17 protein-coding genes are annotated in these 16,785 nt (G+C 61.1%); 4 read left to right on the plus strand and 13 right to left on the minus strand.

Annotated features, from left to right (window positions below; all coding sequences use genetic code 11):
• Positions 1–6: 6 nt before the first annotated feature.
• The 4 genes from pdxH to KG088_RS02860 form a co-directional block, all read right to left on the minus strand.
• Positions 7–648 (minus strand): pyridoxamine 5'-phosphate oxidase, encoded by a 642-nt coding sequence (gene pdxH, locus KG088_RS02845; RefSeq protein ID WP_213823982.1) that lies wholly within the window; start codon positions 646–648, stop codon positions 7–9.
• Positions 649–725: 77 nt separating this feature from the next.
• Positions 726–1,121 carry a DUF2069 domain-containing protein gene (locus KG088_RS02850; RefSeq protein ID WP_213823983.1) on the minus strand — a complete coding sequence of 132 codons (396 nt, stop codon included), beginning with the start codon at positions 1,119–1,121 and terminating at the stop codon, positions 726–728.
• The gene (gene wrbA, locus KG088_RS02855; protein WP_213823984.1) at positions 1,118–1,741 is read right to left on the minus strand and encodes an NAD(P)H:quinone oxidoreductase; all 624 of its coding nucleotides are present in this window, start codon (positions 1,739–1,741) and stop codon (positions 1,118–1,120) included. Before wrbA ends, KG088_RS02850 begins: the two co-directional genes overlap by 4 nt.
• 52 nt (positions 1,742–1,793) lie before the next feature.
• Complete coding sequence (locus KG088_RS02860) at positions 1,794–2,237, minus strand: gamma-glutamylcyclotransferase family protein (protein ID WP_213823985.1); 444 nt, start codon at positions 2,235–2,237, stop codon at positions 1,794–1,796.
• Between the two features lie 117 nt (positions 2,238–2,354).
• Between KG088_RS02860 and smrA the strand changes: the two genes are divergently transcribed.
• Positions 2,355–2,948: a DNA endonuclease SmrA gene (smrA, locus tag KG088_RS02865; protein ID WP_213823986.1), complete on the plus strand. Its 594-nt coding sequence runs from the start codon at positions 2,355–2,357 to the stop codon at positions 2,946–2,948.
• Positions 2,949–2,952: 4 nt separating this feature from the next.
• Here the strand turns inward: smrA and KG088_RS02870 are convergent, their stop codons facing one another.
• From KG088_RS02870 to metH, 3 genes are all read right to left on the minus strand, one after another.
• Entirely contained in the window at positions 2,953–3,525 is a 573-nt protein-coding gene (locus KG088_RS02870; RefSeq protein WP_213823987.1) for a DUF934 domain-containing protein, read from the minus strand.
• Positions 3,518–5,170, minus strand: a complete 1,653-nt coding sequence (locus KG088_RS02875) for a nitrite/sulfite reductase (RefSeq protein ID WP_213823988.1) — start codon at positions 5,168–5,170, stop codon at positions 3,518–3,520. The genes KG088_RS02870 and KG088_RS02875 overlap by 8 nt, the downstream gene beginning before the upstream one ends.
• Positions 5,171–5,339: 169 nt before the next feature.
• Positions 5,340–9,053 carry a methionine synthase gene (metH, locus tag KG088_RS02880; protein ID WP_213823989.1) on the minus strand — a complete coding sequence of 1,238 codons (3,714 nt, stop codon included), beginning with the start codon at positions 9,051–9,053 and terminating at the stop codon, positions 5,340–5,342.
• Between the two features lie 243 nt (positions 9,054–9,296).
• Here metH and nfuA point away from each other — a divergent pair, with 243 nt between their 5' ends.
• Complete coding sequence (gene nfuA / locus KG088_RS02885) at positions 9,297–9,887, plus strand: Fe-S biogenesis protein NfuA (RefSeq protein WP_213823990.1); 591 nt, start codon at positions 9,297–9,299, stop codon at positions 9,885–9,887.
• Between the two features lie 11 nt (positions 9,888–9,898).
• Here the strand turns inward: nfuA and KG088_RS02890 are convergent, their stop codons facing one another.
• Positions 9,899–10,969: a DNA-binding protein gene (locus KG088_RS02890; RefSeq protein ID WP_213823991.1), complete on the minus strand. Its 1,071-nt coding sequence runs from the start codon at positions 10,967–10,969 to the stop codon at positions 9,899–9,901.
• A 340-nt stretch (positions 10,970–11,309) separates the two neighbouring features.
• Here KG088_RS02890 and KG088_RS02895 point away from each other — a divergent pair, with 340 nt between their 5' ends.
• Both KG088_RS02895 and KG088_RS02900 read left to right on the plus strand, forming a co-directional pair.
• Positions 11,310–12,374 carry a tyrosine-type recombinase/integrase gene (locus tag KG088_RS02895; RefSeq protein WP_250148044.1) on the plus strand — a complete coding sequence of 355 codons (1,065 nt, stop codon included), beginning with the start codon at positions 11,310–11,312 and terminating at the stop codon, positions 12,372–12,374.
• A gap of 80 nt (positions 12,375–12,454) precedes the next feature.
• Positions 12,455–12,880 carry a SufE family protein gene (locus tag KG088_RS02900; protein ID WP_213823993.1) on the plus strand — a complete coding sequence of 142 codons (426 nt, stop codon included), beginning with the start codon at positions 12,455–12,457 and terminating at the stop codon, positions 12,878–12,880.
• A 25-nt stretch (positions 12,881–12,905) separates the two neighbouring features.
• Here the strand turns inward: KG088_RS02900 and yidD are convergent, their stop codons facing one another.
• The 5 genes from yidD to KG088_RS02925 form a co-directional block, all read right to left on the minus strand.
• Positions 12,906–13,250, minus strand: coding sequence for a membrane protein insertion efficiency factor YidD (yidD, locus tag KG088_RS02905; protein ID WP_213823994.1), 345 nt, complete (start codon positions 13,248–13,250; stop codon positions 12,906–12,908).
• A gap of 17 nt (positions 13,251–13,267) precedes the next feature.
• Entirely contained in the window at positions 13,268–13,720 is a 453-nt protein-coding gene (gene hisI / locus KG088_RS02910; protein ID WP_213823995.1) for a phosphoribosyl-AMP cyclohydrolase, read from the minus strand.
• A gap of 40 nt (positions 13,721–13,760) precedes the next feature.
• Positions 13,761–14,213, minus strand: a complete 453-nt coding sequence (locus KG088_RS02915; RefSeq protein ID WP_213823996.1) for a transcriptional repressor — start codon at positions 14,211–14,213, stop codon at positions 13,761–13,763.
• A 68-nt stretch (positions 14,214–14,281) separates the two neighbouring features.
• A complete protein-coding gene (locus KG088_RS02920; protein ID WP_213823997.1) occupies positions 14,282–15,271 on the minus strand; it encodes an alpha-L-glutamate ligase-like protein in 990 nt (329 codons plus the stop codon).
• Positions 15,272–15,275: 4 nt separating this feature from the next.
• Complete coding sequence (locus KG088_RS02925) at positions 15,276–16,781, minus strand: UUP1 family membrane protein (RefSeq protein WP_213823998.1); 1,506 nt, start codon at positions 16,779–16,781, stop codon at positions 15,276–15,278.
• Positions 16,782–16,785 lie beyond the last annotated feature (4 nt).

A 16,785-nucleotide genomic window follows, 5' to 3' on the forward strand; every position in this document is an offset into this window, starting at 1 on the left:
AGAAGTTCAAGGCGCCATGCGGAAATGGCGCCAGGTAACGTCACGCAGCTCGTAGCGGATGCGATCGTGCAAGCGGCTGGGCTGGCCTTGCCAGAACTCGATCATGTGGGGAATGACGCGGTACCCACCCCAATGGATAGGGCGCGGAATCTCCTGACCTTTATAAGCGCGCTCGAAACGCCGCTCGCGCTCCTCGATCCAGGTGCGGTTGGGAATCAACACGCTCTGCGTGGCAATCCAGGCGCTCAGCTGACTGGAGCGTGGCCGGCTGGCGAAATAGGCATCCGACTCGCTGTCGCTGATTCGTTCGACACGCCCCTCGAGGCGCACCTGCCGAGACACCGAGGGCCACCAGAACACCAGAGCCGCGTGGGGAACATTAGTGAGTTCGCTGCCTTTGTGACTATGGTAGTTGGTGTAGAAAACGAGCCCACGTTGATCGAGCCCCTTGAGCAGTACCACTCGGGCGTGGGGAAGTCCCTGGCTATCCACGGTCGCCAGGGTCATGGCGTTGGCGTCGATACCCTCGGTTTCCAGTGCCAGGGTCAACCATTCATCAAACAATGCCATGGGGTCGTCAATGGCCTGGTCTTCATCCAGTCGACCGCCTTCGTAGTCGCGGCGAATATCGGCGATGTTGCGTGTCATGTTGATCTCCACGGATTGAGTGTCGTGTTCGCCGCTCACAGCGTCGAGCTAACTATCTTATTGTCAACCTGCAGTTACTAATCGGCCGCCTGAAGCTGGCGGCTTCGAAAGCGGGCGTAGCCCATGCAGCCGGCAAACAGAGCTAGTGAAGCGATGACCTCGAGCAACCCACGCAGGCCACTACCGGGCAGCGTGGCGATCATGACGCCCTGCGTGAAATAGAGCAGGCTGACGAACGCCAGCCAAGCATGGCCCCGCGGGCGGCGCGTAATGATCGAGGGCAGGAAAAGCACCAGCGGCAGCACGAAGGCAATGATGGGCATCAGGCTGCCGGAATCACTCTGTACCACCAAGCCTCGATACAGCATCAATAGCAGTAACAGCGTAAAGCTGCCCACTACCAGTTGGCGCGAACGTCGTGTCAGGTGATCAAGCCCCTGGCGAGCCTCGAGTCCTTCAAGCCATTGTCTCATGACTCCTCCCGCCGCATGACGGACAGGGCCAGGGAAAGTCTGGCAAGACGGCGACCCTGAGCGTGGATCATGTGGCGTTCATGCTCGTCCAGAGGACGGTCGCTGCACTTGCCGGCAAGATGGCTGGCCCCATAGGGCGTGCCGCCACTGACCGTCTCCATGAGCTCGGTTTCGCTGTAGGGTAGGCCGGCATACACCATGCCATGGTGCAGAAGCGGCAGCAGCATGGACACCAGGGTGGTCTCCTGGCCGCCATGCAGGCTCGCGGTCGAGGTGAAGGCACTGGCTGGCTTGTCGATCAAGGCGCCGCCGAGCCATAGTTCACTGGTCGTGTCGAGGAAGTACTTCAGGGGCGCTGCCATGTTGCCGAATCGGGTTGGGCTGCCGATGGCCAGGCCGGCACAGTGACGCAGATCATCCAGGTCAGCGTAGACGGCACCCGTGGCGGGTATCTCTGGCTCCACGGCCTCGCTGGTGGCAGATACGGAGGGTACGGTGCGCAAGCGCGCCTCGATACCCCGGCACGACTCGATGCCGGCGGTGAACTGCTCGGCCATGGCGCGCACAGCGCCATGACGAGAGTAATAGAGCACCAACACGTAGGGGAGGGTATCGCTCATCGCGGATCCTTGGCGAAAACAAGCATGCATTGTAGAAGGGTCGTAGGGCCGGTCACAACGCTGATGACTCGGAGGTTGCCGCTTCGAGGCGGCGATACACCCACGCCTCGCGACCATCAGCCAGATCGAGCCGGACGCGCTCGTAGCGCAACCCGAGCCGTTCGTAACGATCGAGACGCGCAAGCTCTTCTGCGCTGACCGTGATGATCTCCCCCTCGACACTCGCCTGCGGCGACTCGCTGATGTCGAGCGCGTCGCGCTGAAAGCCTTCCAGCGTCGCCGGGCGGGCCTCGCCGGCACGCCCCATAACGACCCAGCGCACGAGGGCATAGCGCAAGGTACCATAGACAAAGACACGGTGAGGGCCCTCGGCAATGGGCTCAAGATGCGCCGGGCGGTCATACATGAAGGGGCTCAACATGGTCAGCCACAGCCAGCCTGCCACTGCCAGGCAAGTGGAGAGCAGCAGGCCAATCAGCCATTTGATCAGTCTCATTGCCCCGCCTTATCGTGATGATTCGGGGGATCATCCTGCCATGTCGCGCCCTTTGGCTTAAGCCTTTCCGTGACCTTTGCTAGGATGAAGGTCCATCCGATGGTCATGAGGTGCCCCATGAATCAGCCGAATCGTAACGATGTGGATTTCCGGGCACTGATGGATGACGTGCGTCCCATCGACAGCGTCCGCAATCGCGCAGACCCGGGCCGCCCGCGACTCGCGCCCAGCGAGTCACAGTTGGCTCGGCGCGAGAGTGCCGCGGCCGAGACGGACGGATACGATTTCCTTTCCGATGATTTCGTGGATCTGGTACCTCCCTTCGATCCACTGGCGTATCGCCGCGACGGCATCCAGCAGGGCGTCCTGGACCGCTTGCGCCATGGGGGCTACGACGCCCAATCCCGCCTCCACTTGCTGCGACGTCCCCTGGAGGAGTGTCGTCGGCTTCTCGCTCCCTTCATCCACGAAGCCTATGCCCATGACCTGCGATCAGTAATGATCGTGCATGGCCGCGGACGCGAGATCGATAGCGCGCCCAACGTGCTTCGCTCTTACCTGGCGAAATGGCTGGCTCAATTTGATGAGGTCCAGGCCTATGTCTCGGCCGAGCAGGGCGATGGTGGCCTCGGTGCAACCTGGGTGATGCTGCGCAAGAGCGAACGCGCCAAGGCGGCAAACCGGGAGCGCCAGCAGAAGAGGCGCGGCTGACGACTCAGGATCGGCGCTTCTCGCGCAGGCGACGCTCGAAGAGCGCCTCGCCGACATCGACCGCCGGCTGGTAGCTGACGCTGAAGGCGCCGAGTGCGCGCATGGCGTCCTCGAGACGCTGGTCCTCGCGTAGTGCCAGCGCATCGAACCCGCATCGCGTCATGTAGTAGAGCTGGTCGACCAGCACATCACCGATGGCACGGATCTCGCCGGAATAGCCGTAGCGCTGCCTGAGCAGCCGTGCCAGCGTGTAGCCGCGACCATCGGTAAAGGCAGGAAAATCGATGGCGATCAACGGCGCCGCCGCGAGGATGGCGGCCAGCTCAGGCGTTACTTCGGTTTCGCTGGAAAGCCATGGCGCCAGCCCCCGGTCGTCTGCCTGCTTGCGCCAAAGGGCAAGTGGCACGATGACCGGCCGGCGCTCGGGCAGCGCCTCCTCGATTCGCGACAGGGCCCACTCGTCCTGTTCCGGCTGGCCCATCTTGATCAAGGTGTCGACATGATGGAGCTGCTGGTCGGCCGTGAGCGGATCGGATGAGCTTTCTTCAGGCGTATGTTCAGGCTTGGTTTCAGGCATAGACCCGCTCCTTGAAAGGCTTGTGGCCGATGCGCCGGTAAGTGTCGAGGAAGCGTTCATCTTCATGGCGCTGTTCCACATAGACCTGCAGCACCTTGTCGATCACCTCCGGAACATCCTCGCGGAAAAATGAGGGGCCAAGGATCTTGCCGAGCGACGCATCGTCGGTCGAGTTGCCACCCAGCGAGACCTGGTAATATTCTTCGCCCTTCTTGTCGACACCCAGAATGCCGATGTGGCCGACGTGGTGGTGACCGCAGGCGTTCATGCAGCCGGAGATATTCAGGTCCAGCGGGCCGAGATCGTAGAGGAAATCAAGATCCTCGAAGCGCTCCTGGAGTGCCTGGGCGATGGGAATCGAGACCGCATTGGCCAGGCTGCAGAAATCCCCACCCGGGCAGCAGATGATGTCACTCAGGGTGCCCACGGTGGGATTGGCCATGCCGTGTGTCTCAAGCGCTTGCCAGAGCGCCTCGAGTTCATCCACCGGCACATCGGACAGCACCAGGTTCTGCTCGTGGGTCACGCGGCACTCGCCGAAACTGAATTGCTCGGCGAGATCCGCCACGGCTTCCAGTTGATCGGCCGTCACGTCGCCGGGCGCATGCTCGCGGCGCTTGAGTGACAGCGTCACCGCCTTGTAGCCCGTCACCTTGTGATCCGTCACGTTGTTGGTGACGAAGCGCGAGAAGGCACGGTTGTCGATACGCAGGCGCTCGAACGCCTCGATCGCGCTGTCGGCCACCGGCCGGCGCGGCGGCTCCGGGAAATGCTGACGAGCATCTTCCACGGCCTCGGCTGTCAGGGTCTGGGTACCCTCCTTGAGATGCGCCCACTCGGCCTCGACACGCCGCCGGAATTCGTCGATACCCAGCGCCTTGACCAGAATCTTGATGCGCGCCTTGAACTTGTTATCGCGGCGGCCGAACTGGTTGTAGACCCTGACGCAGGCCTCAAGATAGGTAAGCAGATGCTGCCAGGGCAGGTCGTCTCTCACCACATCGCCTATCATCGGGGTGCGACCCAGACCGCCTCCCGCCAGCACCCTGACCTTGAGCTCGCCCTGGTCGTCGTACCACAGCCGCAGCCCGATATCATGGACCTGAATCGCCGCACGGTCCTCGGCCGCCCCGGAAACGGCGATCTTGAACTTGCGCGGCAGGAAGGCGAACTCCGGATGCAGGGTCGACCACTGGCGAATCAGCTCACACCATGGCCGCGGGTCTTCCACTTCATCCGCCGCAATCCCCGCAAACTGGTCGCTGGTGGTATTACGGATGCAGTTGCCGCTGGTCTGAATGGCATGCATCTGCACTTCCGCCAGCTCGCCGAGAATCTGCGGCACGTCTTCCAGAGCGGGCCAGTTGAGCTGCAGGTTCTGACGGGTCGTGAAGTGACCGTAACCGCGATCATAGCGACGCGTGATCGCCGCCAGGCGCCTGAGCTGGTGACTGCCGAGCATGCCGTAGGGGATGGCGATGCGCAGCATAGGCGCATACTTCTGGATATACAGGCCGTTTTGCAGGCGCAGGGGACGAAACTCGTCTTCGCCGAGTCGCCCCCCCAGGTAGCGATCCATCTGATCGCGGAATTGGACGACGCGCTCGTCCACGAGGGTCTGGTCGTAGGTGTCGTACCGATACATTCGGGCGTTTCCTGCTGGTCGAAGCGGGTGAAGGAGACTGCCGTGATGGCAACATACTCCTCTTCCGTTATTCTATGAAAGAATAAATAATCATAAAATTTAATCAATGAGTTATTAGTTGCGAGCGCAATAAGTGAGGCGAGAAGGCCTGTGAGGGCCCTGTTGGCGGTCAGGCCGAGTCGTAGGACAGCACGGGCGCGAGCCAGCGCTCGAGCGTTTCCAACGACATCCCCTTGCGTTCTGCCAGCACCTCGACCTGGTCACGGGTGATCTTCCCGGTAGCGAAATACTTTGAACGCGGGTGGGAAAAGTACCAGCCCGCCACGGCCGCCGCGGGCCACATGGCGAAATTCTCGGTCAGCGTCAGGCCACTATGGGTTTCCGCCTCGAGCAGGCGGAAAAGGGTGGCCTTCTCGGTATGGTCCGGACAGGCCGGGTAGCCCGGGGCCGGCCGGATGCCCTGGTACTTCTCGTCAATCAGGTCAATGTTGTCGAGCTGCTCGTCGGGGACATAGCCCCAGAATTCCTTGCGCACTCGCTCGTGCAGGCGCTCGGCGAACGCCTCAGCCATGCGGTCGGTCAGCGATTGAACCAGGATGGCATTGTAGTCGTCACCGGCCGCCTTGTATTCCTCGGTCAGCGCTTCCACGCCATGGCCAGCCGTCACCGCAAAGCCACCGATCCAGTCCGGCTTGTCGCTTTCCTTGGGCGCGATGAAGTCGGCCAGGCTCTGGCAGACGCCGTCACGATTCTTGGTGGTCTGCTGGCGAATATGGTGCAATCGTTCGATAACCTGACGGCGCGATTCGTCAGAATAGACTTCGATGACATCATCGTCGACGCTATTGGCGGGCCATAGACCGATCACGCCGCGGGCCTGAATACGCTTCTCGGCGATCATCTTGCGCAGCATCGACTGGGCATCGTCGAACAGGCTGCGCGCCGCCTCGCCGACTTTTTCATCGTCGAGAATCCGCGGGTATTTGCCGGAGAGCTGCCAGCTCATGAAGAAGGGCGTCCAGTCGATGCGTTCGATGAGCTCCTCGAGCGGGTAATCGTCGAACACCTCGAGACCGGTCATGGCAGGCCGAGGTGGTGTATAGCCTGCCCAGTCCATCTCCGGCTTGCGCTCGCGGGCTTCTGGGTAGCTGAGGTTAGCGGCCTTGGGGCGACGTTTGGCGTTGCGCTCACGCACCTTCTCGTAGTCGGCGCGGATATCGGCGACGTAGGCGTCTTTCAGATCGGCGGAAAGCAGCTTGCCGGCCACGCCGACGGCGCGTGAGGCATCCGTGACATAGATAACCGGATGCTCATAGCCCGGTTCGATCTTGACCGCGGTATGCGCCTTGGAGGTGGTGGCACCACCAATCAGTAGCGGCAGGGCGAAGCCTTGGCGCTGCATTTCCTTGGCCACATGGACCATCTCGTCAAGCGAGGGGGTAATGAGTCCCGAAAGACCAATGATATCGGCGTTTTCCTCACGCGCGACGCGCAGGATCTTCTCGGCCGGGACCATGACCCCGAGGTCAATCACCTCGTAGTTATTGCACTGCAGGACGACGCCGACGATATTCTTGCCGATGTCGTGCACATCGCCTTTCACCGTGGCCATGACGATCTTGCCCTTGGCCTGGCTATCTTCCTGAGAAAGTTCGCGCTTCTCGGCTTCGATGTAAGGAATCAGGTAGGCCACCGCCTGTTTCATCACCCGTGCCGACTTGACAACCTGGGGCAGGAACATCTTGCCGGCGCCGAACAGGTCACCGACCACGTTCATACCATCCATGAGCGGACCTTCGATCACCTCGATAGGCCGCGTCGCCCGTTGGCGGGCGAGCTCGGTGTCTTCCTCGATGTGAACGGTAATCCCCTTGACCAGCGCATGCTCGATGCGTTTTTCCACTTCCCAGGAACGCCACTCGAGGTCTTCCTTCTTCGCCGGGCCGCTACCGTCACCCTTGAACTTGTCGGCGATTTCTACCAAGTGCTCGGTACTGTCACTGCGACGGTTGCGAACGACATCCTCGACGGCTTCGCGCAGTTCGGCCGGCAGGTCGTCGTAGACCGCCAATTGACCGGCGTTGACGATGCCCATGGTCAGCCCGGCGCGGATGGCATGATAGAGGAACACCGAGTGAATCGCCTCGCGCACCGGGTTGTTGCCCCGAAACGAGAACGAAACGTTGGAGACGCCGCCGGAGACCATGGCATGCGGCAGGTGCTCGCGGATCCAGCGGGTGGCCTCGATGAAGTCCACCGCGTAGTTGTCGTGTTCCTCGATGCCGGTGGCGATGGCGAAGATGTTGGGATCGAAGATGATGTCCTCGGGCGGAAAATCGATCTCGTCGACCAGAATGCGGTAGGCCCGCTGGCAGATCTCGGTCTTGCGGGCGAAGGTGTCGGCCTGCCCCTGCTCGTCGAAGGCCATTACCACCACCGCGGCGCCGAAGCGGCGGCACTTGGTCGCCTGCTCGCGAAAGGCGTCCTCGCCCTCCTTCATGGAGATGGAGTTGACCACCGCCTTGCCCTGGACGCACTTGAGGCCCGCCTCGATGATCTCCCACTTGGAGGAGTCGATCATGATGGGGACCCGGGCGATGTCGGGCTCGCCGGCGATCAGGTTGAGGAAGCGCACCATGGCCTCCTCGGACTCGAGCATGCCCTCATCCATATTGATATCGATGATCTGGGCGCCGTTCTCGACCTGCTCGAGCGCGACCTCGAGCGCCGTGGTGTAGTCCTCGTCGACGATCAGGCGCTTGAAGCGCGCCGAGCCGGTAACATTGGTGCGCTCGCCGACGTTGACGAACAGCGAGTCGGCCTGAATATTGAAAGGCTCGAGGCCCGAGAGGCGACACGCGCGTGCCCGCTTCGGAACCCGACGCGGCGCAAGGCCTTCGATCGCCGCATGAAGTGCCGCAATGTGCTCGGGCGTGGAGCCACAGCAGCCACCGATGATGTTGACCAGGCCGCTCGCGGCGAACTCGGCGACGATCGCCGCCATCTCCTCGGGGGTCTGGTCGTATTCGCCGAACTCGTTGGGCAGCCCGGCATTGGGGTGGGCCGACACGAAGGTGTCGGCCTTGCTGGAAAGCTCGTTGATATAGGGACGCAGCTCTTCGGCACCCAGGGCACAATTCAGCCCGATCGAGAGCGGCCGGGCATGACGCACCGAGTTCCAGAACGCCTCGGTGGTCTGGCCCGATAGCGTTCGCCCGGAGGCATCGGTGATGGTGCCGGAAATCATCACCGGTAGCCGCTCGCCCCGCGCCTCGAAGAGCTCCTCCAGGGCAAAGATCGCCGCCTTGGCGTTGAGCGTATCGAAGATCGTCTCGATCATGATCAGGTCGGCACCGCCCTCGATCAGCGCCTCGGCGGCCTCGTAATAATTCTCGCGCAATGCATCGAAGGTGACGTTGCGCTTGGCTGGGTCGTTGACGTCCGGCGACAGCGAGGCGGTGCGTGAGGTCGGCCCCAATACGCCGGCGACATAGCGCGGCACCTTGGTCTCCGCCGCCACGGCGTCGCACACAGCACGTGCCAGACGCGCCGATTCTCGATTGAGCTCCGTCACGATGGCTTCCATGCCGTAGTCGGATTGCGATAACCGCGTACTATTGAAGGTATTGGTTTCGATAATGTCGGCACCGGCCTCCAGGTACTCACGGTGGATGCGCGTTACCAGGTCAGGGCAGGTCAGCGCCAGCAGGTCGTTATTGCCCTTGAGATCGCTCGGCCAGTCGGCGAAGCGCTCACCACGAAATTCCGCTTCGGACAGTTCGGCATTCTGCAGCATGGTGCCCATGCCGCCATCGAGCATGAGAATGCGCCGTGACAGGCTGTCGGTGAGCGTGGCGGTCAAGGCGGTGGGAACGGCGGCCATGGGTCGAGGCGATCTCCAGGTAAACGATGCAAGCGGCGATAAGGCAGACGCAAAAATAGCTCTCTAGGGTAACAAAAAGGCGTACCGGAGGGCAGAGGGGGCAGTTCGCGCAGGGTGTGACTAATCCCGAGCAAAACAGTCGGGATTGTCTCATCCGGCAGGCTGTCTTACCATATAGGTATTGATATGGGCGTCGTCGATACATCGCCGCGCCGCCCCACGGACCTGAACAGCGAGAATCCCATGAGCGAGAGCATCCAGATTACCGACAGCGCCCAGGACTATCTTGCCGAACTGCTCGAAAAGCAGAACGTCGAAGGTATTGCGGTGCGCATTTTCATTACCCAGCCCGGCACGCCTTATGCTGAGACGTGCCTGGCCTATTGCCGCCCCGGCGAGGAGGAGCCGAGCGACGAGCGTCTTGAGCTCGAAAAGATCGCCGTCTACCTGGACAAGAACAGCCTGGCCTTCCTCGATGAAGCCGTGGTCGATTTCAATGCCGACCGTATGGGCGGGCAGCTGACTATCAAGGCGCCCAACGCCAAGATGCCCAAGGTCAACGCCGACAGCCCCTTGGAAGACCGCGTCAATTACGTGCTCTACAGCGAGATCAACCCCGGTCTGGCCGCGCACGGTGGCGAAATCAAGCTGATCGAGCTTACCGAGGCGCAGATTGCGGTCTTGTCTTTCGGCGGTGGCTGTCAGGGGTGTGCCGCCGTCGACATCACGCTCAAGGATGGAGTCGAGCGCACCTTGATGGAGCGTATTCCGGAGCTTGGCGGCATCCGCGACGTCACGGACCACACGGACACCACCAACGCCTATTATCGTTAGACGCTAGCGCTTTAGGGCGTATCCGGCTTCGGGTCTTCTTCAGACCCACTCCCTTCCGAGGGCTTCGCTTCCGCGGAGCCTTTATCGTTTCCGGCCTCGTCAGTCCCGGTCTCCCATGCCGACATCGGCGTCTGCCAGAGATGGTGGTTGAGCTGGCCCTCGAGATCCCTTAGGCGGCTTGCCTGGTCTTCCAGCAAGCGTTTCTGCTCGTCGACACGGGCCTGAAGCAGGGCTTGTTCATGCTGCAGAGTGTGCGTACGGTCCTCGGCCCGCGTGCGCGCCCATTCGAGCTCTCGGCGGCGCTTCTCTTCTTCTACCATGTCGGCCCGTGACGCCTGTAGCTGTTGCTGCAGCGTTTCCAAACGTGTTTCGATCTGCCGCTCCCTGGCGGCATGGCGCTTTTCCGCGGATTGTCGCTCCTGTCTTGCCTCGTCGAGCAGCGTCATCAGGCGCGCCTCGGCGCTTTCATGACGCTGCTCTTCCTGAGCCAGCCGCTGCTGATGCTGGGTTTCCCGAGCGGCTAGTATTTCCTGGTGGTGCCGTGACTGGTGCTCTTTCTGTGTCTGCAGCTTCGCCAGTTGTTCCTCGCGCTTTGTCAGGCGGGCGGCATGTTCTGCCTCACGTTCTTCCTGGGCGTGGCGGGCCGACTGGCTACTGGCTAGCTCGGCGCTGCGCTCTTCGAGGCGTTGCTCAGTGGTGGCGAGGTGCGATGCGAGCGCGGATTCGCGCTGCTGCGCATCCTCGGCCTCGCGTCGAGCCTCGCGGGTCTCGACACGCGCCGCCTCGACCTGCTGGTTCGCCTCAGCCCGGTAGTGATTCAGCGCCTCGCCGGCCTCTTGTTGAGCTTGCTCCCAGAGCGCGCTGGCCAAGAGCTGCAGGGATTCCGGCATATCGTGAGGCGCAGGGAGATCACGGTTGGCCTCGCGCCTGGCCCGCCATTCGCGCAGATGCTCGCTGATGGTGGTGAAGCTGCCGGTGCCCAGGAGCTCGCGAACCTTCTGCACGCTGGGCGTCTCATGACGCGCTACCAGTTGGTCGATCGCCTGCTGTACATCTTCGTAACGTACTCCGCTACGTGCCATCTACCACTCCTTGAGTGTTCAAATCGTCAGCTCGACGCGCTGGCTGTCGGCAGAAGTGATCTTTCATGAGGTCGCAGCGTAGCCCGAAATGCGGATAAAAAGTAGTTTTTACGTTATATGTATTATGTAATATACATTACGATATTGATAATAAAAGCAAGATTACGCGCCTTATCTTGCTTATTGGTAGGGTGTGTCTGACAATACGACGTGTGAAATCGGCGGGAAGATAGCGATGAACGAGAGCCAAGAGCCATCCCTTGCCCCAGTGTCACGTGTAAATTGGCAGCCTGGCGTCTTGTCAGGGCAGGCGTTGCACCAGGCAGACGCCGTGCCAGCCATGATCAATGCCGATACGGATGCCGAGGCGATCGCCTGCTGGTTGCGCGAATACCGCGGCAGTCCGCGCACGCAGCAGGCCTATCGACGCGAAGCCGAACGCCTGCTGTTGTGGCTAGCCGATCAGGGCCTGGGATTGGCGGCGATGCGCCGTGAGCATCTCGACACCTTCGAGGCCTTTCTTGGCGACCCCAGGCCGCGAGCGCGCTGGGTGGGGCCGACCCGTCCCCGTAAAGATGACCGCTGGCGACCGTTCCGCGGACCGCTGTCGCCGGCGAGCCGCCGCCAAAGCCTGGTGATTCTGCAGGGCATGTTCAATTGGCTGGCAGAAGCGGGGTGGGTACGTCACAACCCATTTCGCCTGATGCGCGACAAGCGCCGACGCCTCGACAATCACCAGGGCCGTATCGAGCGCTACCTCGAGCGGCAGCTTTGGACGTGGCTCTGGAGATGGCTGAACCGGCCACTGGAGGATGGCGCTTCAGGTCGCCAGTGCTTCGAGTACGAGCGTCGTCGTTTCACGTTCGGCTTCGCCTACCTGCTCGCGCCGCGAATCGGCGAGATGAGTGCGTCGCGCATGGCGGATTTCACCCAGCGCGAGGGGCGCTGGTGGTGGCAGGTGACGGGGAAGGGGGGCAAGACGGCCAGCATTCCGGTGCCTCCAGATATGCTCTCACTTCTGAAAGCATGGCGTTGCCGCCTGGGGCTATCGTCGGAGCCTGCACCCGACGAGACGGGGCCGCTGCTACGCGCCCTGGATGGTACCCGAGGGCTGGGCGACAATCGGTTATATCGTCTCGTTTGTGAGACTTTCCACAAGGCCGCTGAGGTGCTGGAACAAGAGCAGGGTGAAGACGCGCGTGCCTACGTGTCGCGACTACGCCGGGCCACGCCTCACTGGCTACGCCATACGGCGCTGACGCATCAGGCCCAGGCCGGCGTGGAGCTTCGCTATCTGGCCGAGACGGCGCGTCATTCACGCCTCGATACCACAGCGCGCTATCTGCATGCAGAGGATGAGGAATGGCATCGCCAGCAGTCGTTTCACGGCCTGGACCGGCCATAGGAAAGGGCTGGGTGGTGGTCACGTGATCGAGAAGACGACGCTGAGCCGTTATAATAGAGGAAAGCCTCCAAGGAGTTACCATGAGTTCCGCGACATCGGTTGAACAGGCCCAGCAGGAGCTTCTCGAGGAATTCGAGATGTTTGACAACTGGATGGACCGTTATCAGTACATCATCGACATGGGCAAGCAGCTGCCGGCCTTCCCGGAAGAATGGAAGGTGGTTGAGCACAAGATTCAGGGCTGTCAGTCCAATGTCTGGATGCATCATCGTCGTGATGGCGATTACGTGCATTTCGATGCCGTCTCGGACGCCGCAATCGTATCGGGTCTGATTGCCGTGTTGATGCGCATCTACAATGATCGCCGACCCGCTGATATCCGTGACACCAGCCCGCATTTTCTTGGCGATCTGGGACTCGACAAGCATCTGTCGCCCACTCGCAGCAACGGTCTCAATGCCATGTTGGAGCGGATTTATCGCGTGGCCGAGCACGAAGCCGCCTGACAGCACCGGCCTTTACACCCCGGCCCTAAGACTTCCTGTCGGATGGACGGCAACGGTAGTCGGCATCGAGCTCCGGATCCTCGCGGCAGAGTATCTCGCTGGGTCCCCCCGGTACCGGATCAATGCCGCCAGCGCTGCCGGGATGACAGCGCAGGAGGCGTCTAAGCGCCATCCAGCCGCCCTTGATTGGCCCGTGCGTCCGGACCGCTTCCTCGGTATAGTGTGAGCAGCTTGGCCAGAAACGACACCGAGGGCCCAGCAGGGGGCTCAAGGTGACTTGATAGAGCTTCACCAGGCCCACCATGATCCCAGCCAACAACCGCCCGGGCAGGTGGATGAGATAGCGGGTCCAAACGCTCGAATCTGTCATTGGCCAAGCCCTTTGTATCAGCCCCGGAATCTCTCCGGCCCATAAAGAGTTGCTGGGTCGATCAAGGGCGCACTGACAATACGCGCGTGGCGGCTCTCCAGGCTGACATAGAAGCAGCTCTTGCGACCCGTGTGACAGGCAGGGCCGGTCTGGTCGACCTGCAGCAGCAATGTATCTCCGTCGCAATCCAAGGCCGCACTGATCAGTGCCTGCTGCTGGCCGGAGCTTTCTCCCTTGCGCCAGTAGGCCTGGTGCGACCGCGACCAATAGCAGACACGCCCGGTTGAAAGGCTCTCGTCCAACGCGCCTCGGTTCATCCACGCCATCATCAAGACCTCGCCAGTATCATACTGCTGAGCGATTGCGGGAACGAGGCCGTCGACATTGAACCTCACTGCATCGAGCACCGCGTCAAGCGGGTGGAGACTATCGAGGTCGGCTCGTTCAAGGGTCTTGAAGGTGTCGGTCATGATCCAATCCGGGTTGGCAAGTAGAAGGAGGGCGATAAGGTCAGGCTTCACGGGCCACCTGCAGACAGGCGTCGCAGTAGCCGAGCAGTTCGATGGTCTGCCGGTCGACCCGAAACCCCAGCTCCCGGGCCCGGTGAGAGAGCCGATCATTGATCTCGTCCAGATGCAACTCCTCGACGCGACCGCACCGACGACAGATCAACAGCTGGAAACCATGAGCATGCTCGGGACAGGGGCAGGCGACATACGCGTTCAAGGACTCGATACGGTGCACCAGCCCCTGGTCGATGAGAAATTCCAGGGCGCGATACACCGTCGGTGGACGCGCGGCGGCATGCTCGGTGGTCAGTCGGTCGAGAAGGTCATAGGCCTTCAGGCCACCCGGGTCACCGGCAATCATTTCCAGCACGCGACGGCGAATCGGGGTGAAACGCACACCACGCTGCTGGCATTGCGCTTCGGCCTGCTGCATCAAACCACGGGTGTCGGTCATGGTGGCCATGGGGTATAGAAGTGGAACGCCGTATTCTACGCACCGGATGTGCCGCGGGCCAGCCACGCTCAACCTGTGGCGACGGCTGCATCCTGGGTTGAGCCTTCTTCGAGCTCGCTGTGCCGAGCGAAGTGCTTCTGGGCGAAGGCCACCCGTTGCTCCGGGGTGCTGCCCTCTGCTTGTTGTTCGACAAGGTCAAGCCGCAAGCGTAGTCCTTCTCCATTGGCCATCTGGATGGCCAAACCGGGGCGGGCGTTCAGTTCCAGAAGCATGGGGCCGAAATGACGGTCGAGTACCATGTCGGTGCCCAGATAGCCCAGCCCCGTCATTTCGTAGCAGCCGGCGGCCAGCAAGAGCAGAGTGCGCCAGTCGGGGATTCGCAAGCTGGCCAGCTCATGGCCGGTATCGGGGTGGTCTTGTCGGGTACGATCGAACTGCACGCCGCGGATCGCGGTTCCGGTGGCGATGTCCAGCCCGACGCCTACAGCGCCCTGATGGAGGTTGGCTTTACCATCGGAAGCCGCCGTGGACAAGCGCATCATCGCCATGACCGGGTAGCCGCGAAAGACGATGACCCGGATGTCGGGTACGCCTTCATAGGTATACGCCGACAATCCTTCATCAAAATTGATCAGCGCCTCGATCAGTGCCACGTCCGGTGATCCACCCAGGGAGTAAAGGCCTGAGAGCAAATTGGAGACATGTCGCTCGACATCGCTCAGCGTCAATCGCACTCCGCTGGGCTTGATGAAATGCTCACCTTCAACTCTCTCGATGACCAGGATCCCTTTGCCACCGCTGCCCTTGGCGGGTTTGATCACAAACCCATGGTGGCCGCCAAGCACACGATTCAGCTGCTTGATGCCGTGCTGCGTGCTCACGGTGCCGATCAAGGCGGGCGTGGTGATGCCGTGCTCCTGGGCCAGCAACTTGGTCTTGAGTTTATCGTCGACCAGTGGGTATAACCGCCGCGAGTTGTAACGGCCAATATAGCGAATGTTGCGACGGTTCATGCCGATGATGCCCTTGAGGCGCAGCTTGGCCGGGGTAGTCCACATGAGCTCAGTCCTCTGTCACCGGCTTGAAACGACGCAGTTCAAGCAAGCGGTAACCCGTGTAATTGCCCAAGAGAAGGATCAACGCCATCAGGATCAGTTGAACCCCGAGAAAGTTGAAGGTGATATGGCGTATCAAGGGATTATTCATTGCCAGAAATGCCAGTACCGCCGTCAGCAAGCTTCCCCCCCCTTGGATCAGGACTTCCTTGGGACCTTCTTCTTCCCACAGGATCGACATTCGCTCTATGGTCCAGGCCAGAATGATCATCGGGAAGAAGGTGATGGTCAGTCCGGCATTGAGGCCGAAACGATAGGAAAGGACCGAAAATATCGAGATGATGGCGATGACCGTGATGATGACGGCCGAGACACGAGCCACGAGCAACAAATTGAGATAGGAGAGATAGTTGCGGATCACCAGACCCATGGCGACGACCAGCAGGAAGCCAATCAGGCCGGTCACCAGAGTGGTCTGGATGAACGCTAGGGCAATCAATACCGGCATGAAAGTGCCCGAGGTCTTGATGCCGACCAGAACCCGAAGTATCACGACGACGAGTGCCCCGATAGGAATTAACAGGATGGTCTGGAAAAGGGCCTGCTCTTCGAGCGGAAGGCTATGAATCGAGAAGTTCAGCAGCGTATCGTTGCTGAGCTGATTACGCACCGCCGCGGCTGCCGGTTGATTATGCGTCAGCATCGAGAAGGTGACACGCGAATCGGTTCCGCCTTCCACCTCGAGAACGGCGTGACCTGCCGTCTCCCAGAGCAGCAAGTTATCAGGACGTCCCTGTTCACCACTGTTGGGGTCGAATAACGCCCACTGCTCGCCGTCGTAGACCTGCACCCAGGAGGTGAGGTTCTGGCGTCGGCGACCGTCCTCGAGATTGAGCCCGCTGACCTCCCGGGCAGGAACACCGGCCTGATTGATGAGCCTTACCAGGAGTGGGCTGCGTTGGAATTGGGTGAGTAGCAGGCGTGCGTTTTCGCCCTGGCGCTCGTCACTGAAGTCATGCATCAGTTCCCTAGCGAAGGTGAAAGGATCAGCGCTGCGGCTCCAGGCACGCTCGATGACCTGGGCGGCGGCGGTATCATAGGGTCGCTCCCAGACAATATCCCGACGCAATTGCGGTGGAGGCATTTCCGGGGCTCTGGCATCGGGTGACACCAGCAACTGGACCGTATAGAAGAGCTGCTGACTTCCTGATGCCTCGCGAATCGACCATTGGGCGCGACGACCGCTTTCACTCTCGACGAACGAAAGGCCATAACCGGGCGAGGCGGTGTGCTCTGTGAGTACCCGAAAACCCTGCTGATTGGTGGGAAGTGCCATATCGATCAGAACGGGATCACCCTGGGCCTCGAAATTGATCAGCGCCTCGACTTCCCAAACCTGGCGTTGTTCTCCTGGTGTCCAGGGAACTTCAAGACTTAAATGGCGATGAATGCTGAACGCGATGCCGGCTACCAACAACAGGCCGACGATCAGATAGAATGGCAGTCGTGACATGGTT

The organism is Halomonas jincaotanensis (assembly GCF_018448785.1).
In the GTDB taxonomy this organism is placed as follows: domain Bacteria; phylum Pseudomonadota; class Gammaproteobacteria; order Pseudomonadales; family Halomonadaceae; genus Halomonas; species Halomonas jincaotanensis.